The sequence below is a fragment of the Clostridium sp. CTA-6 genome, assembly GCF_054768115.1.
In genome coordinates this window covers 375,900-401,121 of record NZ_BAAAAU010000002.1, presented here as the reverse complement: position 1 = coordinate 401,121, position 25,222 = coordinate 375,900, and the positions used below count along the sequence as shown (strand labels likewise).

The following is a 25,222-nucleotide window of genomic DNA, read 5'->3' as shown; positions in this document are numbered from 1 at the left end:
TTACACCCTCCTTCTTCTTACAATTAGCATAGATAAAAAATTTAAAATTATTAATATGCTCATTAAAACAAAAGCTGTTCCATAGGCATTTTCCATGGATATACCTTGACTTATTAATATATAAAGATGATAAGATAATGCCATAACTGGTGACATTATAGAATCCGGTGTTGGTGCTGAAATTACAGCGGAGGTTAACATAATAGGTGCTGTTGCCCCCATAGCAAATCCACCAGATAACATTATTCCAGATACTATCTCTTCTATGCACTGAGGTAATATTATCTTAAAAAAAGTATAGGTCTTATCTATACCTAAAGAATAAGAGGATACTATTAATTTTTTATCTACTTCCTCTATAGCCTTTTCCGTAACCACTTCTATATATGGGAAAATCATTATAGACAAAGTTATAGCTCCTGCTAAAAGAGATACTCCTAAATCTAAAAAGAATACCAAAAATGAATATCCAAACAAGCCTAAAACTATGGATGGAATCCCGGATATGGAATGTATTATTATATGTATTATGCCGTCTATTTTTTTATTTTTATTGTATAAAGTAAGATAAACCGCCGTAGCTATACCTAGTATTGATGCGGTTATAGAGCTTATAAACATAAGTAATAGACTTCCTACTATAGCTGGAAATATTCCTCCTTCTTTCCCGAGAGGCATACCCTTTGGGTTATTTAATAAGAAATCTTTGTTTATAGTATGTATACCATTTTTAATCACATAAGCTATTATAAAAAAAACTATAAATACTACTAAAAAAGTGCTTAAAAAGTACCAAAGTAACAATAAAATATCTTTTAAGGATTTTTTCATACAAGTCACCTTTTCTACAAAATTTTCAAATAAAATTATTGTTGTATATTTTTCTTTAGCATATAAAATATAGAATTTATAATAAAGAGCATTATCATAAGTATCAATCCTGATGCAAAAAGTCCATTATAATGCATACTATCTACCTGAGCTGAACCCATTTCTAAGGCTATTAAGGAAGGTATAGTTTCTCCTTTACCGAATAGTTTTGGCATTAATGGACTATTACCTATAACCATCATAACTGCCATAGTCTCACCCATGCCTCTCCCTACTGCTAAAATTATAGAAGCTAATATTGCCTTTTTAGATGCTGGAATTATTAAATTATTCATCATATACCATTTTGATATGCCTAGAGATTTGGAATAAATAAAATATTTATCATAAACTTTTATCATAGTATCAGTACAATTAGATATTATAAAGGGAAGTATCATAATGGCTAAAACTATGGCTGCACTTAAAATACATTCTCCAGATGAGACACCTAATCTTCTCTCAAAAAATTTTACAACTACAGAAAGTCCAATAAAGCCATATATTACAGATGGAATTCCTGACAACATATCTATTATAGGTTTTAATATATTTCTTAACCTTTTTGAAGCTATATTAGCTAAAAATATAGAAGTACCTATTGCTATAGGTAGAGCTATTATTACTGCTAAAAAAGTCACATATATGGTAGATACTATAAAGCTTAGTATAGATAAATTAGGCGTCTCTCCTGAGGGTTCCCATACACTTTTAGTTATAAAATCCATAAAGGATACATTTTGGAATATATTTAAGCTTTCTTTCAATATGAATATAAGTATCAAAGATAAAATTACTATAGATAGAAATGTAAAAAATTTTATTATGTAATAAAAAAGTCTATCCCAAAATTTATACAAAATTTTCACCTCCTCAATATATCCTATGGCATAAAATAAGCCTATTGTATTTCCTTTTTTATATACAGACCATACATAGAAATTATTTAAATAGGATAAGAAGTCCTAATCTATTTTAAAGTATATACATTAATCATAAGTTTAAAATAACTTATATACTTAACATACGTAAAATAAATAAGAACTCCTAAAAATGCCTAATTTAATTGTATTTTTTATTAAATTCACAATTAATTTTTAATTTATTTTATAGAAACAAAACCTGATTCATCAATTATTTTTAAACCTTCCTCAGATTTTAAGAAATCTACAAAAGTTTGTTCTACTCCTGTAAGTTTACCATCTTTTATAAGTAAAAGTGGTCTAGCTATCTTATATTTTCCACTAGCTATATTTTCTTTTGTTGGGGCTATATTATCAACTTCCATTGGTATTAACTTACCCTTATTTTGATCTACAAGACCTACTGAAGCATATCCTATAGCATCCTTATTTTCTATAACCTTTTGAGTTAATGCTCCCATAGATGGTGCTTGTACAGCATCTTTGCTTACTTTTTTATCTCCCATAACAGCCTTTTGGAATACTTTTGCAGCTCCACCGCCTGCATCTCTAACTACAAGTACTATTTTATTAGCTGGAAGTGAAGGATCTACATCCTTCCAAGTTTTAGCTTCACCTGAGAATATTCTTTGAATTTCTCCTGAAGTAAGACCTTTTTTATTTTTTAATATTGGATTCTGTGGATTAACTGAAAGGGTTAATGCATCATATCCTAGTTTTATTTCATTGTATTCTTTCATTTTAGCTTTTTCATCTTTACTAACTTCTCTAGATATTAAACCAAAATTAGCTGTTTTTTCTAAAGCAGCCTTTACTCCTGCTCCAGAACCTCCTGAAGATACTGCTAACTCTATATTTTCATCTGGAAGTTTATCATTCATTTTTTTCCATGTACCATGCTTAGATTTTAAGGTATCTCCTGCTTTAGAAACTACTGGAGCTAAAGTTGAAGAACCTATACACATTATTTTGCCTGATTCTTTTTTTGAAGATCCTTCATCACTATTAGAAGTCTGTTTACTTCCACAGGCAGTAAAAAGTAATGCAGATGTTAATAACACACTTAACATTACACCTAGCTTTTTTTTCATAAATATTCCTCCCTTATAATAGTAACTATTAAGTCAATATATGTTAAGCCTAATGTCTCACATAGTATTTTATCATAATATTTACAACATTAGTTATATTATTACAAAATACCACATAAATTTTATTTATACTAATTGCTGTATCTATTTGTTTTATTTATATGTTTTTTATGTATTTACTTGATAAACATATATTTTATTTTACAAATAATTTTAAAATAAAAAGCTGACTGATAGAATAAATAAAAAAGTTCAAATAAAATTTTAACTTGAATATATTTTAAAAGGCTTTGATAATATAAACTTACCTAAAAAATTTATCTAAATAAAAAGATATAGAATAAATAGTCTTATAAACTATAAATTCTATATCTATATTGTTTTATTTAAAATATTTAAATATTAACGATTTAAATTTAATACACCTTAAATCTCATTACAACTGGTTCTTTTATTTCCTGTCCTTTAATATCTTTAATAGGTTTACTAACAACTAAATAATACAATCCACCTCTTTTATATAAAGTTTTTTTAGCTATTACTATGTTTTTACCCTCATTAACATTTACATCTATATCTGTTACTTTATTAAAGGAACTATCCATTACATAAACTTGATCTTTTAAATTCTCTGGATTTACAGCTCTATTAAAACTAATCTTCCAAATCTTATTTTGTGGAACTTCTTTAGCTTGTCCCCAGTCTTTATAGGAAGAGAAAACTTGATTAAACTTTTCTTTATCTTCTACTTCATAGGTTACTTGTTCTAATTTCATCTTATCATCTTTAGAAAGATCCTCATTATGATATGTTAAGTACCCATTTGAATAATGTAAATTTTCTACATGGTTGTCCAAAATTTGTTCTAATTTTGTACCATCATTTTTTACTTTATATAAAGTTCCTCCATCTGAATAATTACTAAAATATATATAATCATTGTAGTAAACTAAATTTACAGCTCTATCCTCTGTAAGCATTTGATTATTACTTCCATCTATCTTCATCTTATAAAGATTATAATCATCTTCATTGTTACTATAATAAATATAATCTAAATCTTTAACTACATAGTCTGCTTTGTGTAAATACTTAAAAGAATTGTCATTACAAACAGGGAAATCAGCTTTCACCCAGTAATGATCCTTTGCAATATCTTCATCTGACATATTAAAATATTTATAACGAACATAGCCGCTATCTGGCACCGGATCATTCCAAGTAGCATCTACTTGATAGTTTTTACCATTTATTCTTACTATATTCCAAGCATGACTAACACCATTACCATTCCCAGTTACCCTTATAGTATAAACCCCTACTTTATTTAATAGGAGCTGCATAGCTTTGGCATAACCATCACATACAGCGAAGTTATTTACAAGGCATCCATAGGAAGTAAAAATTAACTCTGAGCTAATATTCCCATTTAAAGCCTCTTCATCATATTTAGTATTTAAAACTATATAATCATGAATAGCCATTTCTTTTTCAAGTTCAGACATATCTGCGGTTACCACATTATTTGTTATAGATTGTACTTTACTATTTAATTCTTGTTTCATAGTATTTATTGTTTCTTTACTCTCTCTATATCCTAATTCTAGTATACCATTACTCCAAAAGGAACATTTCTCATAATCAAAATAAAATATTTCTGGATGATCATCTAAAACTTTTTCTAAAACCTTAAAAACTTCATCAGCATTTTTGGAATAAGTAGATGTATCAACCTTATCTTTTAAGTTTACAAGCCCATTTAATATACTATCATAAAGATACTTATTATATGTTACCGTTGTAGAATAGGAACGTTTTTCCACATCCGGTGCTGGATATTTCTTTATATTATCCGCTGCTAAAACATTGCTAACATTTAGGGAAAATATAAGAATAATTAAATATAAAATTTGTCTTGTTTTTTTCATAAACCTACCCTCACTTAATTATATAAAACCTAAATTTTAGATTTTGTATAGTAATCTTTTATTTAACTTTTATTAAATTTACAATAAAATATATTTTTATTTAAATAACTTCTTATTTTATATGTTAATTATCGACTATTTTTTATTTTTTTTAATATAGTATATTAGTAAATATCTTTTATTTTTGATATAATAATATTTGAAAATTTATCCGATGACTACCCGCTCTAATACTCCCATCTTCTTAAAAGTGGGAGTAAAGAGCGGGTACGTCCCTGGATAACGATTTCTCCTAAAGGATAACGACTTCTAAGGAGTAAAACTCCTAAGAAGTCTGTTAATAAGCTTTAGTGGTAGTAAAAACTCCCTCTGAAGCTAAGAACTCTGTTTATATTGAAGGAGGTAATAAAAATAAAAAGCAAAAGAATTGTAGCTATGGATTTATTAAGAGCTTTATCTACCATAGCAGTTATATTGATTCATATAACAGGCACTATATTATATAATAGCAATAATAAAAGTTTAACTTATAATTTTTCTCTTGTTTTAAACCAGTTAACAAGATTTTCAGTACCTGCTTTTATATTTTTATCTGGGTTTGGCCTAGCCTTAAGCTATAAAAAAGAAAGTAAATATCTATATTACCTAATCCATAGACTAAAAAAAATAATACCAGATTATTTAGTTTGGTGCATTATATATATTTTTTTAATAGAAAATCCAAACTTAACTTATAATGATAAAATACATAGTATCTTTGATGGAACGCTATACTATCACTTTTATTTTGTTCCTATAATAATTATATTATATTTAATATTTCCTATATTTTATAAATTTTTTAAAACTAAATTCGCATTATTTATTACCTTTTTTCTCAATATGGGAATATATATATTGCTTAGGTATCCTAATATACCTAAAAACGTTAGTGAAAAACTAACTAGAGAAAGTACAATTAATTGGATATTCTATTTTGTACTAGGAGTTTATCTTTGTACTAATTATAATAGAATACATATTTTTATAAAAAAACATAAAAATAAACTATTAATTCTACTATTAATAACTACATATATATTATTAAAAGATACATATTCATGTTTAAAAATAAATAGCAACTTAGATTATGGGACAACCTTTATAAGACCATCTGTTATGTTGTTTAGCATATTCTTTATATTGTACATAATGAGTTTTTCCATTAACAACATAACTTCAAAAAAAATATTTTATATCATATCAAATCATTCCTACACAGTATATTTATCTCATCCATTACTGCTTTATTGGCTTAAAAAATATTATACACAAAATAAATATATAATAGGAAGCTACAAGTTCTTTATAATTAGTTTTTCTATTTGTTTTATTGGAGGTTTACTAATATCAATATTAATAAATAAATTTAAAAAATTATTATAAAACAAAGGCAGATACAAAAATTGTATCTGCCTATTAAAGTTGCCTTGTTTACAAGTATTTTATTTTCCGTAACTTACAAATTGACTTGTATCTATATTTTCATATGAATATTTTGTAGCTGTACATTTTGCATATTCGTCATTTTCATAATTCCCTCTTTTATGATCTTTATGAAAAATGTTATCAGGAATATTAAAATAAGTGTGGTTAACTTTATCTAATGAATTATTAGATCCATTTTTATTAAAAATAGGTTCATCCCATGTAACATCTAAATTGTACCATTCATTGTCTAATTTAACCATATTCCAAGAATGTCTATCTCCACCTACAGCGCCATGTACAGAAATTCCCGTAACATATTTGCATTCTATTCCTGCTGCTTTTAACAATTCATACATAGCCTTTGAATAACCTTCAGAAGTACCAATCCTTTTTACTAAAACACCATAAGCATTACAATCATCTGGTAAAATAATTTTCTTATTGTGATTATCCATGTTATATTCTGTATTTTTAACTATATAATCATGCAAAACTAATTCTTTCTCTACATCAGACATACCTTCTTTTATAACATTGTTTATAATTTCTTGTACCTTAACTTTAACTGCTGCTTTTTCCATTTCTATAGTAGCTTTATCTAATTTATAAGTAATATTTATATTTACTTCTCCTTCAGGACTTTGAAAACTATCTTGATCATCTCTAATTTTTGGGTGCATTTCAGGACAACCATAATCAACTTCTGGATATCGTGAATATATTGATTCTAGAAGCATTAGAAGTTCAGATGAATCCAAGTCCACAATATCCTCTTGTAATTTTATAGACACACTAGGTTCGACTCTTTCTAAAACATCTCTTATTATGTCACAAAATTCCTGTGTATTATTAGCTACTAGCTTTTCTAAAGCTTTAACTTTTATATTAAATTCTTTATTCTTTTTTACAGTTCCTCTCTTTACTACAGCCGTTAAAGTTATATTTTCATCTTTATTTGTTCTTTTAACTACACCTGTATTTGAAAGAATATCATTATTACTTGATCTCCATTCTATATCTACCTTATTTTTCTCATCTCTTATAGGTAATTTTATATTATCAACTACAGAATTAAGATTACCTTCTAATTTTAAATCTTTTAGTGAAATATTCACAAGTTCTTCATCTGTGAATTCTTTAGCTTTAACAGTTACAACAAAGTCCTTTGTGTCCTTAGCTTCACCCTTTGACAAAGTAGCTGTTAAAGTTATTACAGCATTGCCTTCTGTTGCCCTTGGTCTTGTAACCTTACCTGTGTTATTCACTATATTTACATTAGTAGATTTCCAGGCTATCTCTACTCCATTTTCTGCCTTGATAGGTAAATCTAAATCTCCTATTACATTATTTAAATCTCCTAAGATCAATTTAGCTTTCTCTTTTTGAACTAAATTAGCATCAATTATTTTAGTTTCTTCTTTATTATCTATATTGTCTACATTTACTTTAAAGAAATCAGATACAGATTTTTCACCATCACTAGCAACAATAGTTATTTTAACTTGACCTTTGAATTGTTCCTTTGTCTTTATAGTTATATTACTATCCTTAACAGTCACACCTATTTTATCTTTATTTTCTCCATCTACTATTGTAGTATAAGTTAACTCATCTCCATCAGGATCTACAAAGGCCGCATCAGATTGATAGCCATCATTATTTAAATCCTTAAGATTAATCGTAATCTCTGATTTATCTTTATTTATATTGTATGAGCTCTTATTTAAAGTTCCCGTTGCTATAGGAGCTTTATTTTCTGGTTTTGGTTCAACATCCGGTTTTGAATCCGGCTTTTTCTCTATATATTTATTTATATTCTCTGTTACACTTTCTGGTATAACAGATTTTCCCCCAACTGCATTTATTTCTGTTGTTCCTTTAATATTATCTTTTATATATTTTAAAGCCTTTTCTGTATCCTTTGAATCTTTAGTATCAGTTAAAATTAATGGTGCATTAAATTTTCCTGCTAGCACAGAGGCTACTAAAGCGTCTGCATAGCCTTTCCCTGTAGAATTGGCTATGTATAAATGTGTATCAGATTTAACATTAAATTCTTTTAATATTTTTAAGTTTGTTTCAAATCTATTTGCACCACCATCAACTCTTCTACTAGCTCCAAGACTATTGTAAATTTTATCAGATACAACATTCTTAGTTCCTATTACTGTAGCTTTTGAATTATGCTTTTGTATAAATTCTGTAGCAGTTTTTCCATTATCTTTAGATACTATCAAAAGTATTTGTCCATTAGCTGCTGCAATTGGAGCTGCTGATAAAGCATCAGAAAAACCATCTTTCCCGTTTACTACCATAACCTCGCTAGTATCTACTCCTAATTTGACCATCTCTTCAGCTACATTTAAATTAGTTTCAAATCTATCCCTACCTTTTAATTCTATTAATTTATAATTATCTTTAAGTCTATTTCTTATTTTAGAAGATATGGATGCCTCTCCACCTATAACATAAATATTTTTAGCTTTTAATTTTTCTATAGTTTGTCTTGCATTATCATTTAAATTATTAGGATTAGTTAAAATTATTGGTGCATTTAATCTTTTAGCAAGCACAGAAGCACTTAAAGCATCTGCATATCCTTCACCAGATACAAGTACAATATTATCAGACTTTGTCCAATTAAAAGTAGCTAACTTAGCAGCCGTTTCATATCTATTATTTCCCTCAAATCTCTTTACTTGTCCATCATAAGCTTTTACATTACCACCAACAATATTAGTTTGCAAAACTAAAGCTAGAATGGTTGAACTAGCTAAAACTCTTTTAAATTTTTTCATATATAGCCCTCCCCGTATAGTTAACTACAAAAATTTATAAAATGACCTCCATAAGTTAACATTTTGTGAATTTATTATTAATTATATCATATTCTCACTTGTTATTATATTGAAAATTTATTATAAAATATGTATAAATGCAATTTATATATATTTTTTCCAAACCATATTCTTATAACAAAACCATTATAAATTCTATTTACCTAATAAATTCTTAAAAATGTATGAATTTCATTATATTCCTTTATATTTATTTTAAAAACCTATATAATATATTATGTAATTAATATTAATTAAACTAGATGGAGGAAATAGCATGAATAAAGGAAAGAGTAAATTTATTATCTTAGGGATAATTGTAATATTGGTAGGAATATTATCTTATACTTATTATCAAAAGAAACAAAGCTTTGTAAATACACCTTTAGAGCCAATATATAAAATAGTAAAAATACAAAACTTTAAAGAAGGAACCTATGAAGAATACAAAGAATTATTTGCAAATCCTAATAAAGTTATCACTAAAGAACAATTTGAAGCTTATAGAAATTCTAATAAAAGTAAAGATATGTTTAAATATGATGGTAGTTCTATAAAAGGAATAATGAAGCATATGAAATCAGAAGAAAAAGACAAAGATTTATATAAAGTATACTACTTAAAAAATGTTAATGATGATAATGAAAAGAAAGACGCAAATTATTGGATGGTAGTAAAAGAAAATAATAAATGGGTAATTAAAAATTAATTATCATAAAAACTATAAACAAATATACCGTTGAATAAATTATCTTATTCAACGGTATATTTATTTTTTAATAACTTTATTGATAGGACCAAAGAGTTAAATTATCATAAAAATATATTTTTCCTGTTATAGGATCCTCGTTCAATCTAGTTGGATCTGTCAAATTATTTTTGAGAACTATAGCATTCAATGTATTTCTATCTATCTTCCAAAAACCTCTATTAGTTAATCCGTATAAGTTTCCATCCACAGAAGCACATATTTCTCTATACCAAAAATTAGTGACCTTTTTTAAAACTTTACCAGTATTAGCATCCATACTTATTAAAGTTCCATTATTTGTTACACAATAAACTTTATCATCTAAATAGGCTACAGAAGCAACTCTCTTACTACCTGCTTCGGGAATTATATCAAATAGCTTACTTTGAGTTATTACATCATACTTTACCAAATGAGCATTTTCATTTAGCGTTTGTGAACCATAATTATAAATGGAAGAACTTCCTAAATAAGCAACACTAGGTTTGTTTGTATCATAAGCCATGCTATGAATATACTGATTAGGAACCACATTGTTTCTTATATAAAATTCTCCATTATTTTTATTATACGTAGTAACTGTACCACCATAATTTCCTGGTGACGGTTCAGATAACACTGTCACTGTACCTAACTTAGGGTTTGATATCATTTTAGATGGTCTGTTTTGATTATATCCTGTTGGTATTTGTTTTAAAAAGTAATTTTCATCAGTAAAATTCACTGAATCTGGATCATCTATAGCAGATTTATCATATCTCCACAATTTAGCATCAGCATAATTTCCTGTATATAATGAATCATTCAAAATACTTATAGATTTAACTTCACCTCGTACTTCTTTAAATATAGAGGTTTTACTATTAACATCATAAACAGAAAGCATTTTTCCACCAAAATATATCTTATCATTATACGGATACATATATACTGGTTTTGCCGCTGTACCTTTTAACCCCTTAGATGATAAATGAATTTTTTTAGGATTTGCCCCATTTAATTCATTTTCTATATAGTATCCATCTTGATTTATACTTGCTATATAGCTGTTATTTACTACACCAGAAGAAGTTATACCTCCACCATTATATTGTAAACACATTAATTTATCATTAACTTTATCATAATGAAATATATACCCATCTGGTCCCTTAAATGTTATAAAGTTATCATTAAATTCTGGATAATAATCATAATACTTATTACTTATTGTATTCATTCTTTCTGTAAATTTATTAGTTTTAAGATCATATGAAAGAACTGTAAATGAAGGATATAATACTACAAATAGTTTAGAATCCTCAACCTTTAGATAATTTACAAATTGTCCACTATATTTAGATGGCAATATATTGTTCTTTGCTTTTGTTTTTTCGTCATACTGGATTAGGCCTGCTTTTGAACCAATACCTGCATATACTTTACCATTATAATATTCGATAGATTTTCCATATTGCTCATTGGAAAAGGAACCTAAATCCTCTAATTTATTTTCTTTTATATAATACTTATAAATACGACTTCTAGGAGAAGTTGAAAGGTAAATCCTATTTCCATAAGCTTTGATATCCCAAATATAGTTATCATTTTTTACATCTGTAAGTTTATCTAATGTTTCAGTTTTTATATTATATCTATATAAGGTTGCGCTATTATAAGTTCCAAAATAAACAAAATCTCCATCTGACACCATAGATATTATTCCTTCAGAATTAGGAATAGAAATCATTTTTTCTAACTCTTTTGTAATAGTATTAAAAGCAAAAAAATTACAACTTCCTCCACCCATTACAATAGTTCCACCATATAAAACTGGTTCATTTTTTTTATTATGATACATAATGCCTTTATTGATCTGAAATCCCTGCTCTATAGCCCCAAAATTTGTGAATATACCTTTCTTAGTAAAATCTGTTTTTGTAGATTGTGCTGCAGTAGTAAATTTTATCATATAACCATTTTTCATTTCTTCACCTTTTTGGGATTTAATCTGAGGATTCACTTGTAAGATATAGGATTCACTATACTTGTATCCACCTACAGGTGCCTTTACAATAATTGATTTTTTATCCTGTGCTATTTCTAATTTGGTAGAAACTTTATTTCCTTTAGAATCCTGTACAATTATACTATCCTCTTTTACTGAATCCGTATAAATTTCTCTATTAAATTTTATACTCCAGTTCTTTGTAATCGCTACATTATTATACTCTTTTAATGTTTTATAATCTGATTGAGCCTTTATGTCACCATTAAAATTACACAAAATAACCATAAAACATAATGTCAAGAAAAAGTATGTAACTATTTTTTTCATTTTCTCCCCCCTGTTAAACGTTTTAAAAACTTTCTATTATTTAGTTGAATTTTAAATATTTTTGTGTCTTAAAATAATTCTACTATTTTATTTGTAAATTTAATAGTTATTTATTAATTTTACAATATATTTTCATAAATTTTATTATTATTTTATATAACATAAATCTAGCATATATGCTAAAAAACTATTATATTTCCCTGGTAATATGATTGTTTTATAATTTTTGTCAAACTAAAATATAAAGAGAATCGTCATTTCTGATGATTCTCTTTATATTCTATTATTTGCTAAATTTCATAGCTGATACCTTTATATTATTTTTTTGTGTACCTAAATTTACTTCTATTGGTTGTATTTCTTTTATAGATTCTACACCTATAACGATTACTTTATGATATTGTGAATCTGGAAACCATTGATTGGAATTATTAGGGTCAAAGCTTTTTGTGAAAATATGAACTTTACCATCACTATTATATGACTTATTATCCTTAAATGCCTCTCCATTCACCTTTGTTACATCATTTAATAAGGTTATAGATGTTATTTTATTATTTGCAAAAGAAAAACGATCTATGGCTATCATATTAGTTTCTTCTGAAAAAATAGCTGATACTAATTGATTATCTGCAAAAGCATGATTTCCTATTTTCTTTAAAGTTCCTGGAAAATCTACATACTTTAATTTATTTTTAGAAAAAGCATAAGCATCAATTTCCTTTACTCCTTCTGAAATATATAATGTATTTATTTGATTTTCTTCAAAAGCATTTGTACCAATTACTAATCCGTTTAAACCTTTAGGAATTGCTAAGCTAGTTAATCCATTCTTGGCAAATGCATAATTTTTAACCTTAGTTATAGCTTCGCCTTTATCATTTACCTTAGGTAAAATCAAATCTTTATTAGTTTTTAATTTTTCTTCTCCTTTGTCAGAGAAACCAGCTAAAGTTGTTCCCTCAAAATTAAAGTCTTCTACTTCCCATTTACTATCTTGTATATTCTCGAAATCCTCTTTTACTATTATTTTTCCTTGAACTTCTAATGTTATTTCTGGTTCTGATTGAGATATACCCTGTGGAAGTTTAAATGTTCCTATAGCATTATATTCTCCTGACACATTTCCACTATAATTTTTAATTGTCCAATTTAATTTCACTTCATGATTTTCACCATTTGAATCAACTATATAAGTACTTTTAGATAATTTATCCATTGCTATATTTTGTTCTGTTCCAAAGTCCACTACTACTGGTGCTACCTCACCTATTGATTTAATCATTATCTTGTCTACTGAATCTTTTTTCTTACATTCAACAATAAGCTCATTTTCCTTATGATTTAAATCAACTTTTCTTGCATCTGTATTTTCTAATTCATATTCATTATCTTCATATTTAGGAGTTATTTCTACAGCTTTATCACCTATATGAAGATATTTTTCTTCCCCTTCTTTCTTTCCAATCTTCCATATTTCTTCTTCTTTTAAAGTCTTATCTTCAGATCTATACTTAATAGTTAGTTTTGCTGGATCAATTACTTGATACTTAGATTCTTTCAAATTATTTGGATTATTATAATTATCTGTAAATAAATGAACTACACCATCATACCCTAAATTTTTATGGAAAGCGTTTGGTGCTAGCTCTTTAACGCTCTTTGGAATATTTACATCCTTTAAATGATTTAGTGAAAAGGCATATTCATCTATCTTTTCAACCCCATCTTTAATAGTAATAGAAGTCAAGAAAGTATCATGCCATGTATTTTGAAATGCACTTACTCCTATTTTCTTAACATTACCAGGTATTTTTACTGATGATATCTTATTTCTTGCAAATGCTTTTTTACCTAACTCCGTAACACTTGTAGGAATATTTATTGATTTTAAATTATTATTATTAAATCCAGATAAATATTCTAAAGTAGTAGGCAATGTTACTTGAGCTAATTTATTATCACTAAAAGCCATATCCTCTATTCTAGTAACTCCTTCTGGTATAGTTACACTAACTAAATTATTATAACCAAAAGCTACTGGTATTGTTTTTAACTCCTTAGAAAGTTTTAAATCTGCTATATCATTTAGAGTAAATGCTCCATTTCCTAATTCTGTAACACTATCTGGTATAGTCAAAGTTTTTAATTTATTGTTATTAAAAGCTAAACCTTTTATGGTAGTTACACTTTCAGGAATATTAATATCTGTTAAACAATTATTACGGAAAGCTTCTTTTCCTATTATTTTAACAGTATCTGGTATAATAACAGAATTTATTCCTATTTTAGGATCTTGTTTAGCTTTATCTTTATCTTTAAAACTTTCATTAGAATCGCCTTTTATTTCAAATTCACTACAAAAGGCTTCATCTGCTATTTCATTTATTTTTTCTCCAAACTGATTTGTCTTAGGTAAGATTAAGTCCTTGTTGTTTTTAAACTTCTCTTTTCCACTTTCAGCAAAACCAGTTATAGCTGTCCCCTTAAAAGTAAAGTCCTTTACTTCCCATTCTTTATTCTCTACACCTTTAGGTGTTACTGTCACTTTTAACGTTACTTTTAAATCAGTTTCTGGATTTGATTGAAGTACTCCTTCTGGTAATTTTAAAATTCCTGTAGCAGTATAATCTGCTGCAATATTTCCATTATATTTTAGAATTGACCAGTTTATATCTATATTATGTTCTTTATCTTTAGAATCCACTATTGTAATCTTCTTAGGTAGTTTTGCTTTTACATTAGCCTCAGTAGTTCCAAAATCCACATCTATATTTTTTATTCCTAATGGTTTTATTTGTTTTATAGTAGTTTTAGAACTTTCTTTATTTAAAGCTTCTATGGCATTATTAATACTTTCCACCACTTTATTTACTTCCTCTAAAGTAGCATTAGATTTGTCATTTAATTTATTCCCCTCTTCAATAGCTTCTTTTAATACCTTTACTTTATCTGCTTCTTTACCCTTTGTTTTTATACTCTCTGCTCTTTTAATGGCCTCTATTAGCTTAGAGTAAACTAATTTAATATTTTTATTATTATCAAAGGCATCTTTTCCAATATCTTTCACATTTGATGGAATATTTACTATTTTTAATTGATTGCCACTAAATGCCTTATTCCTGATAAATTCTACAGTTGATGGAATAACTATAGATTCTAGTTTATTCTGCGCAAACGCAGATAATGCTATTTCTGTAACTCCCTCTGATATTACTACAGAGCTTATTTCATTTTTAGAAAAAGCTGATGATGGTATAATAGTTAAATTTTTAGGAATCCTTACTGATGTTAGCTTATTACCCATAAAAGCTATGTTTCCCATGCTTTTTAAAGATTCTGGTAACTCAATAGATGTTAAATTATTCTTAGCAAAGGCTTGCATTTCTATAATTTCTACAGTTTGTGGTATATTTACAGATGTTAATTTTTTATTTGCAAAAGCTCCATTTCCAATAGTAGTAACCTTTTCTCCTTTAATTGTACGTGGAATAGTTATATCTGTTTCAGTTCCAATATATTTAGTAATTCTACCATCTGAGAATTCAAAATTCTCTATACCAACTAAAGTTTCTATAGCATTATCAATTTCTTCAATTGCTTTATTTACCTCATCCAAAGTAGCATTAGGTTTTTTATTCAAATTATTTCCTGCTTCAATAGCTTCTTTTAATAATTTTATCTTTTCTTCTGATTTATCATCTGTTTTTATTTTTTCTCCATATTCAATAACCTCTACTAATTTAGAATAAGTTAACTTAACATTTTCATTTTTAGCAAAAGCATCTTTTCCAATGTTTTTTACACTAGATGGAATAGTTACAGATTTTAATTTATTGCTACTAAAGGCAGTGCCTCCAATACTTTCTACAGTTGATGGAATAATTATAGTTTCTAGACTATTATCCATAAATGCAGCTCTTCCTATTGTTGTAACTCCATCTGGAATTAATACAGAAGTTATTTGATTTTTAGAAAAAGCTCCTGTAGGTATATTAATTAAGTTTTTAGGAATCTTTACTGATGCTAGCTTATTATCCATAAAAGCTATATTCCCCATATCTTTTAAGGATTCAGGTAATTCAATTGATGTTAAATTATTCTTAGCAAATGCTTGCATTCCTATACTTTCTACAGTTTTTGGTATTTTCACAGATGTTAGGTTTTTATTTTTAAAGGCACTATCTTCAATGGCAGTAACTTTTTCTCCCCTAATTGTCTCTGGAATAACTATATCTGTTTCATTTCCTATATATTTAGTAATCTTACCATTAGAAAATTCAAAATCTGTTTTTTCATCAAACTTTATTCTTGCATCCTTTACAGTCTTTTCAACATCGCTAACCCTTTCTTCTAAAGCGGATTTTCCTGATGTTTTATTATTCAAAGAATTTATTGATGCTTTTGCTGTTTCTAATGCTTTTTCTGCATTAATTAAATTATCTTTTAATGCTAAATCCTTCTTAGCTGTTACTTCTGCCAAATAAATTTGCTTTTCTGCTACCAATAAAGCATTAAATATTTCTTTACCATCCGCTGACCAGGTAAGAATTTTATCCCCACCATTTGTTAGTACCTCCCCAGTAGTTGAGCTTTCTAAATAGCTTGAAATAGTTATTATATGTGGTTCATTTTTACCATTTAAATATTCATTTGGTAATACTATTGTAATAGAATCTGTTACTTTATCAGCATCATCAAGTCCTTTTATATTAGGTTTAATTTCTGTTCCTTTTGGAAGAGACATTTTATTTAATTTATAATTTGAAGTATTTAAGACGTTATTAGCCTCACCAGATACTGATATTGGCTTATTAAACTTAATGTATACGTAATCACGTTGTGCATCATCTTTTCCATTTGTTGTGTTAACATCTAAGTCTTCATCTACATCTGCAAAAGACCAAATTATCTCAAATTTATTTTTTTCAGGCTCAGTTGGTTTTGATGGCTTTGATGGTCTTGAAGGTTTTTCTGGGTTTTTTATGTTTTCTTCTTTAACAACTTCCTTAATTTTATTTACTACTTCTTGGGGTATAACAGAATCTCCCCCTACTAATCCAACCTCTGTTTTGTCATTTTTAATAGATTTTATATGATCTATTGCATTCTTAGTTTCTTGTGAATCTTTAGTATGAGTTAAGATTAATTGAGAAGCAGTTCTCCCTGCTAATGCTGAAGCCACTAAAGCATCTGCATAACCATCTCCTGTAGCATTAGCTACATATAGTTTATCTGTATTTAATTTAAAATATTTCATTATATTAAGATTTGTTTCAAATCTGTTGGCTCCACCTGTAACTCTTTCTTTTGCTCCTAATTTATCATAAACTGCCTTTGGAATCACTCCTTCTGTTCCTATTGCAGTTACCTTTGAATTATGTTTTTGTATAAATTTAGATGCTAAATCCGCTGTAGATGGATCTTTCCCTACTATTAATAAGATTTGCCCTTTAGCTGCTGCCACGGGTGCTGCTGATAAGGCATCTGAGAAACCATCTTTACCATTTACAACTAATATTTCATCAGCTTTGACATTATGCTCTTCTACTAAATAATTCGCTATAGCTAGGTTTGTTTCAAATCTATTTTTTCCTCCTAGCTCAGTTAAGGCATAACCTTCTTTTTTTAGATCATCTCTTATGGATTGTGATACAGATGCATTCCCACCTATAACATAAAGATTTTTTGCTTTTAAAGTTTTTAAGGTTTCCTTAGCACTTTTATGTAATTCTCCTGATTTTGTTAATATTATTGGTGCATTTAATTTCTTAGCTAAAACTGATGCACTTAATGAATCCGCATACCCCTCTCCTGAGGCTATTATTACATTTTCAGCCCCCTCTTTCCAGTTAGCTGTTGCTACATTGGCAGCTGTTTCATACCTATCCTTTCCTGGCACCTTATTAACATCCCCTGGTGCTGCCTTAACATTTCCTGATGGAAGCATTGTCAGCACTATACCTAGGGCTGTAGCGCTAGCTAACATTCTTGTTCCTTTCTTATTCATTATTTTACCCCCTTTAAAATATACAAAAATAACTAACATGTCGTTATCTCTTTTTTAATGAGATGCACATGTTAATTTTATTGGAAAAATATTCTCAATTCATGTCTAATTATAGCATATATTGTAATATTTACTACGTTTGCAATTTATTTTATTTTGTTATATATTAACAGTTAACTATAAGAAATGGTAATAGCTATTTATCTTCTTAAACTTAAGTTTATAACTAAATTTAATCATACCTATAAATAAAACTTATGTATTTATATTTAACTATAATAAACAATAATAGAGAGATATAACTTTAGGAGGTTTAATAATGGAAGCTGGAGTAAGAAATAAAATTATAGGAAAAGTAGATGAAATAAAAGCTGACAATGTTATGGCACAAATTAAAATGACTGTTGATGGATGAACTACTTCACCTGTAGTTACGTCTGTAATGACAAAAGAAAGTTTAGAAGATGCGGGATTTAAAGAAGGAGATAAAGTAGAAGCTTTAGTCAAAGCTATTAATGTAGTTTTTGTAAAACAATAAAGATTTATATTTGTTACCTTATTATCTATAATAAATGTTCATTACATGAACATAAAAGACTATTAAATGGATTATTCCATTTAATAGTCTTTTTATATGCTTTATTTTCTGTTTACTCTTTATTTTCATCAGCAGGTTTATCTGGTGCTTCTCGTTTTACATTTATAGTATAATCTAAATCATCTCTTCCTTCTACTGACACATAATACTCTCCTGATTTTAATTCTACTGGATCAAAATCCTTATTAATTTCAAAGCCATAAGACTTAAATCTCTGTATTGGATTATTGTCCTTATCGCATAAATAAATAGTCCACTTTCCATAGCTTTCATCGTGTTTAAAGTTGATTGTTACTTTTGAATCTGAATTTAAATTTATTTTATAATAATCTCTATCATCTCTTGATTGTATATTTCCTATATACTCTTTATTGCACTTTATATAATTAGCATCTTGTATATAATCATTTGGCTCTGACTCATAATTTTCACCTTCAACATTATAAACTAAATTTAGTTCATACTGTAAAGGTTCATCATTCCATTTTTCACACTCTATTTTTACAAAATAAGTGCCTTTAGGAAGTCTTAATTTATTACTATAAGAATTTATATCTTCTCCTCTACTAATAAATTCTGATATTGATTTATTATTTTCATCTAATAAACTAACCTTAAATCCATATCTACCATATTGATTATGTTTTAAATTTATTTTTAAATTTCCTTTTTCATTTAATGTGAATTTATAATAATCTACATCATTATAACTATGAATACTTCCTACAATACTTTTATTAGGTTCTATAGCATTTGCAGTTTTTAGATCATTATTAAATTCCTTTTCAAAGCCTTCTCCCTCTTGAATATATTTTGCTTTGATTGTGTAAGTTCCGTTCATATTAAATGCATGTACCCTAACTATATATTTTCCTTTAGGCAGTCTTATATCATTATAATTATCATGAACACTCTTATTTTTCTTCAAATAATTATAAGATTTTTTTATAATTTCATTACCCTTTCCATCTAAAACAATTAAATCGAAACGAGTAAAATCGTTAAAATCATATTCTATATCTAACTTACCCTCTTCTGGTAAATCAATATGGTAATCTTTAAGATAGGATCTATCCAATCTTTCTGCAACAACTTCTTTAGTATCTGATCTTGTTTCACCAGGCTTAAATGCTCCAAACAAATTACTTAGAGTAGGTTCCTTTACTACTGCTTCTCCTCCAAATATTGTTACATTTTTAAAATTAAATTTATTAGTACTTACAAAAGATTTTGTACTTCTGTTTAAATCATCATTTATTAATATTATTGGAGATTTATTTTTACTAGCTAATACTGAACCAGATAAAGCATCTGCATATCCATCTCCTGATGTAATATATACTTCATCTAAGTTTATCTCGTCTCTAAAATGGTCCAATATAGCTATATTAGTTTGAAATCTGTCCATTCCACTTAATCTAATTGGATTTTTTAATGAATTTTTTATATAATCACTAACTGTAGCAGGTCCTCCTAAAACATAGCTTTTATCATAAGAATTTTTCTTTAAAAACTCCATTGTGTCATTTGTTAATTTGTCACTAGGTGTTAACAAAATAGGCATTTGTTTAGTAGCTGCTATAGGTGCCATAGCCAATGCATCAGCAAAGCCTAATCCATTTGTAACTACTACTCCGTTTTTTACTCCTATTTCTTTTGCAATTTTTAAACTAGTTTTATATCTATCTTCACCATATATTCTATTAACCTTTATTCCTAGATTTTTTAATTCTGTTACTATATCTTCTGAAATTGAACCAGGACCTCCAACTATTATTACCTTTTTAGTTTCCAATTTTTCTAACTGAGCTTTAGCATTATCATTCAACTTATTTTTCCCTGTTAAAATTATAGGTGCATTATATTTTTTAGCTAATGGAGCTGCACTTAAAGCATCTGCAAATCCCTCTCCACTTGCTAGAACAACATACTCTGATGTTTCCCATCCACCACTACATATAGAAGCTGAGGTTTCATATCGACCTTTGCCACATAACCTTTTAAAATTAATCTCATCATCAGCTTTTACCTTATTAGAATTAACAATAAAAATTAAAGTAATGGCTAATAAGGTAAAAAATACTTTGCTTTTTTCTTTAGATTTTACCATATTGTATACCCCCTAAATATTTCATATAATGGTTTACTATACTATATTACCATAATCATGGATAAAAATTCACCCAACCATTGTGAATAAAGTGTAAATAAAACAATTATGGAAGTCATTCTGTTTTTTATACATAACCCTGTCTCTATTTGAATTCTATTATTTAATTATTAGCCTAGAAGTACATGGCTAACATTCTTATAATAAAATACAAACAAAGATAAAAAAGACTATTGAATAGAATAATCCATTCAATAGTCTTTTGATATGACTATTTTATCTTTTCAGTCAGTGATATGATCTGACTATTTTATGAAGTTTATGAGAATTTGATATGATTGGTTTTTGAAATGTATCCGTTCATCATATATCTTAAATATGAGAAGGATAGAATAATCTACCCTTCTCTATATTCTTTTAATTTCTATTTACATTTGGTTCACAACTATCAAAAGTTCTTGGAATATAGTATGAACTTTCTTATGAAGCTATTGTAACTATGATGTTATCTTTTATCGCTTCTTTAGCATTTTTAGTTAATTTTACTTTGAACTTACCAGCATTTACAGTATCTTTTTCTACACTTACTGTAATTGTATTATCAGCGATAGCTGCTTCTACTGCTGCTTTTACTCCAGCTATTTTTGCATCATCTGTATCATCTGTTCCTTTTGCTAACTCATATGAAGCATTAACTGATGAAAGTTTTCCATTTACTGCTGCTTGATCTGCTTCTGCTGCTTCAAGAGCTTCTATAGCTGCTTCTGCATCTTTTAAATTTGCTTCATTATCTACTAATTTCTTTTGATCTTCTGTTAACGCATTATAATTTTTTCTTGCAGTTTCTATTGCTGTTTTATTTTCTAATTTTACTTCACCTTTAGCTGGTAATTTAGCTATTTCTTCTTGTACTTTATCTGCTGCTGCTTTATCTGCTACGCCTTGATCTGCCTTCTTTATATTATCAAATATTGTTGAATCTTTTTCTGATTTAGTTATAGTTTGAGCTTTTGTTGCATCAGCTTCATTTCCTTCTAAATCAGCTATATTTATTCCATCTTCATTATAATTATCTGCTGTTTGATAATCTTCGTTATCTGTTAATCTTATTGTAGTATTTGTAACATCTATATTAATCTCTTTATCTAATACTATAACTGCTTCATCTTTATTGTCTGTAAATTTACCTATACTTACAGATTTAACTTTCATATATGATCCATTAGATCTTATTTCAAAGTCATTACCTATACCTTTTTCCTCTGCCTTTTTAATATCTTCTTTTAAATCTTCATCAAATGTAACTTTTATTACATTAGTCTTTGTATCATTGCTATTAGCTTTAACAAATTCTACATCATCTATTGCTGGCGCTTTATCATCTTTTAAAGTTAAATCCATAATTACATTTTTCTTTTCACTAGCATTATTAGCTACTACTTTGCCACCATCAGTTTTTATTTGATTACTTAATTCAAACTTGCATAATCCATTATGCTCAATCTTTCCTTTTGGAAGTTCGATTAAAACTATTTTTTTGTCACTGTCTTCAAATCTTACTGTAAGATCTTTATTGTCTTTTCCATATTTTTCAGTTAAAGATTTTCCGTCTATAAGATAATTAGATGGGTTTAATGCATTTCCATCCATTTTTTCTGGATAAGTTATAGTAATTTCATTTTTATCAGGTTTTGCAACACTTACATTGCTTGAATTTACTGTTACAACTTCATTACTTGATCCATCATAAATAACTTTAGTAGTCAATTCTTTGTTTTCTTTTTCAGTTCCTACACTCTTAACTGCACCTTTTTTGAATTCTATTTTATAAGTTCCAGCATCTAATGAATCTTTCATTTCAATTAATAATTTTTTAGCATCTACTTTATCTATAGCTACACTTTTAGCCTCTAGTTTCACACCATCTTCATCAGTTACAATAATTTTTTCTAGTTTTGCACTGTCTTTTAATAATTGTTTATCAAATACTATTGATAAAGTCTTTCCATCCACTACTGTGTTAGATGATTCTGATAATACATTTGGTCCAAAATCTTTGTTTAATTTAACAGTAGAACTATATTCTTTTCCTGCTACTCCGTTTTCGCCCATGAAATCTTTAACTGTAACATTTAATGTTACACTATCTTCTCCTTCTTCAAATAGAGGATTTGTTTCACCTATTGCATCTGGAGCTATTGTTACTTCATAAGTATAATCTTCATCATCTACTGGAGTTACTGTATATTTAGGTTCTGGTAATTTATATCCATTTTTCTTTATTTCTACATTATTCTTTGATAAAGCTTGAACTGTAGTGTTTAACTTAATTCTAAATGTATTTGATTTATCATTTTTAACTTCTAATTTTTCAACCACTGGTGTTGAATTATTTTCTGTTGCTGTATATTCACAGTTAATTACATCAACTTTATTATCTGCAAAATCCTTAGCATTGTATATTACAACTTGATGTTTTCCTACTTTTTTAGCATCATTATCTAAATTAGTAAGTTTAACTTCATAGTTTCCAGGTTCACTCTTTAATTGTCCAGGCATTTTAGATAAATCTATATCAGCAGGTTTTATTTCTTTTCCATCTATTTTAACAGTTAAATCTGATGCATTGCCTTTTATTGGTTCATTGAAAGTAAGTTTGACATCTGATGCTCCTGTGTATTCTGTTTTTAATACTTTAGGATCTTCATTGTCTTGGAACATTACAAAGTCGCCTTCATAATCTTTCATTTTTTTGTAATTAGTATCAACTACATTTTTAACATTTACTTTATATTTTGTACCTGTTACAAATGTAGCATCAATATCATTTATTCTTAAAACTACAGATTTGTTATCATCTTGTAATTTTGCTGTAAATTTTTTATCGAAATCTACTCCATCTGCATTTCCAACTTTTTTATATAAATTATAATTTGATTCATTTTCAGCTGAATCTTTATTTACTTCTCTATTAAATACTACTTTAATTTCTTTAGCATTAATAGCTTCTGATGATTCAACTTTAACTTCTAATTTAGCTTCTGCATCAGCTATTGCTTTGTCTTTAGCAGCTATTCTAGCTTCGAAAGCTGATTTTTTAGTTGCATCTTTAACGTTGTTTACTGCTTTAACAGCATCTACTTTTAAAGCTTTTGCAGCTGTTATTTCTTGAGCTGTTCCTATTTTTGCATCTTCATAAGCTTTAACAGCTTTTTCTGCTGCTGATAATTCTGGGTTAACAGCATTTTCTATTTCATTAACTATTTCATCTGGCATAACACCTTTTCCACCTACTGTAGAAACTTCTGTTTTGTCAGTTTTGTTATCTTGTATATATTTTATTGCATTCTTAGTTCCTTGAGCATCTTTAGTGTCAATTAGAACTAATGGTGCACCATTTTTTCCTGCTAATGCTGAAGCTACTAAAGCATCTGCATAACCTTTTTGTCCATCAGTTGCGTTAGCTACATATATGTTATCAGCATTTAATTTGAAGTGTTCCATTATTTTAAGGTTAGTGTCAAATCTATCTGCACCACCATTAACTCTTTCACTTGCTCCTAATTTATTGTAAACTGCTGCTGGAACAACTCCTTCTGTTCCTATTACAGTTACTTTTGAATTGTGTTTTTTTACAAAGTCAGCTGCTAAATCTGCTGTAGAAGCATCTTTTCCTACTATTAATAGAACTTGTTCTTTAGCTGCTGCTACTGGTGCTGCTGATAAAGCATCTGAGAAACCATCTTTTCCATTAACAACCATAACATTTTCAGCTTTTACGCCTAACTTGTCTACTAAGTGATTAGCTACAGCTATGTTAGTTTCAAATCTAGTTTGTCCGCCTAATTCAGTTACTGTATATTGTTTTTTAAGTCCATCTCTTACTGATTGTGCTACAGATGCGTTTCCACCTATAACATAAACATTTTTTGGTTTTAATGTTTCTAATGCACTTTTAGCATTTGAATTTAATTCTCCTGCTGTAGTTAATATTATTGGTGCATTTAATTTTTTAGCTAATACAGATGCACTTAATGAATCTGCATAACCATTTCCTGAAGCTATTATTACATTTTCAGCTCCATCTTTCCAATTAGTTTTTGCTACGTTTGCAGCTGTTTCATATCTGTCATTTCCTTGTACCTTATTAACATCTCCTGGTGCTGCTTTAACATTTCCTGTTGTAACAGTTGCTAAAACTAGTCCAACAACTGTAGCACTTGCTAGTGCTCTTGTACCTTTCTTATTCATGTGCTTATACCTCCTTAAATGTGTAAACATTAATTAATAAAATAAATAACATTACTATTGTTGCAT

General features: G+C 27.7%; 11 protein-coding genes. 2 read left to right on the top strand and 9 right to left on the bottom strand.

Translation table 11 applies throughout. The annotated features are described in order from the left end of the window. The 4 genes from pstA to ACYUDJ_RS05050 all read right to left on the bottom strand — a co-directional run bounded on the left by pstA (position 1) and on the right by ACYUDJ_RS05050 (position 4,812). Entirely contained in the window at positions 1-831 is an 831-nt protein-coding gene (pstA, locus tag ACYUDJ_RS05065) for a phosphate ABC transporter permease PstA (protein WP_003487409.1), read from the bottom strand. A 35-nt stretch (positions 832-866) separates the two neighbouring features. Beyond that, positions 867-1,739: a phosphate ABC transporter permease subunit PstC gene (gene pstC / locus ACYUDJ_RS05060; RefSeq protein WP_043031133.1), complete on the bottom strand. Its 873-nt coding sequence runs from the start codon at positions 1,737-1,739 to the stop codon at positions 867-869. 233 nt (positions 1,740-1,972) lie between these two features. Next, positions 1,973-2,884 (bottom strand): phosphate ABC transporter substrate-binding protein, encoded by a 912-nt coding sequence (locus tag ACYUDJ_RS05055; protein ID WP_003487412.1) that lies wholly within the window; start codon positions 2,882-2,884, stop codon positions 1,973-1,975. Positions 2,885-3,300: 416 nt separating this feature from the next. Further along, entirely contained in the window at positions 3,301-4,812 is a 1,512-nt protein-coding gene (locus ACYUDJ_RS05050) for a DUF5050 domain-containing protein (RefSeq protein ID WP_043031131.1), read from the bottom strand. Between the two features lie 435 nt (positions 4,813-5,247). On the opposite strand from ACYUDJ_RS05050, the gene ACYUDJ_RS05045 reads away from it, so the two are divergent. Continuing rightward, positions 5,248-6,237 (top strand): acyltransferase, encoded by a 990-nt coding sequence (locus ACYUDJ_RS05045; protein WP_043031130.1) that lies wholly within the window; start codon positions 5,248-5,250, stop codon positions 6,235-6,237. A gap of 59 nt (positions 6,238-6,296) precedes the next feature. Here the strand turns inward: ACYUDJ_RS05045 and ACYUDJ_RS05040 are convergent, their stop codons facing one another. Next, positions 6,297-9,080, bottom strand: coding sequence for a cell wall-binding repeat-containing protein (locus tag ACYUDJ_RS05040; protein ID WP_043031185.1), 2,784 nt, complete (start codon positions 9,078-9,080; stop codon positions 6,297-6,299). Between the two features lie 316 nt (positions 9,081-9,396). On the opposite strand from ACYUDJ_RS05040, the gene ACYUDJ_RS05035 reads away from it, so the two are divergent. Next, positions 9,397-9,828, top strand: coding sequence for a hypothetical protein (locus ACYUDJ_RS05035; protein WP_043031129.1), 432 nt, complete (start codon positions 9,397-9,399; stop codon positions 9,826-9,828). A 76-nt stretch (positions 9,829-9,904) separates the two neighbouring features. Here ACYUDJ_RS05035 and ACYUDJ_RS05030 read toward each other — a convergent pair whose 3' ends face one another. From ACYUDJ_RS05030 to ACYUDJ_RS05015, 4 genes are all read right to left on the bottom strand, one after another. Further along, positions 9,905-12,187 (bottom strand): Ig-like domain-containing domain, encoded by a 2,283-nt coding sequence (locus tag ACYUDJ_RS05030; RefSeq protein WP_043031126.1) that lies wholly within the window; start codon positions 12,185-12,187, stop codon positions 9,905-9,907. A 283-nt stretch (positions 12,188-12,470) separates the two neighbouring features. Continuing rightward, positions 12,471-18,197 carry a cell wall-binding repeat-containing protein gene (locus tag ACYUDJ_RS05025; RefSeq protein ID WP_242867340.1) on the bottom strand — a complete coding sequence of 1,909 codons (5,727 nt, stop codon included), beginning with the start codon at positions 18,195-18,197 and terminating at the stop codon, positions 12,471-12,473. A gap of 650 nt (positions 18,198-18,847) precedes the next feature. Beyond that, on the bottom strand, positions 18,848-20,905 hold the full coding sequence (locus tag ACYUDJ_RS05020; RefSeq protein WP_043031124.1) for a cell wall-binding repeat-containing protein: 2,058 nt from the start codon (positions 20,903-20,905) through the stop codon (positions 18,848-18,850). A gap of 480 nt (positions 20,906-21,385) precedes the next feature. Continuing rightward, on the bottom strand, positions 21,386-25,156 hold the full coding sequence (locus ACYUDJ_RS05015) for a cell wall-binding repeat-containing protein (protein WP_052500376.1): 3,771 nt from the start codon (positions 25,154-25,156) through the stop codon (positions 21,386-21,388). Positions 25,157-25,222: the final 66 nt, after the last annotated feature.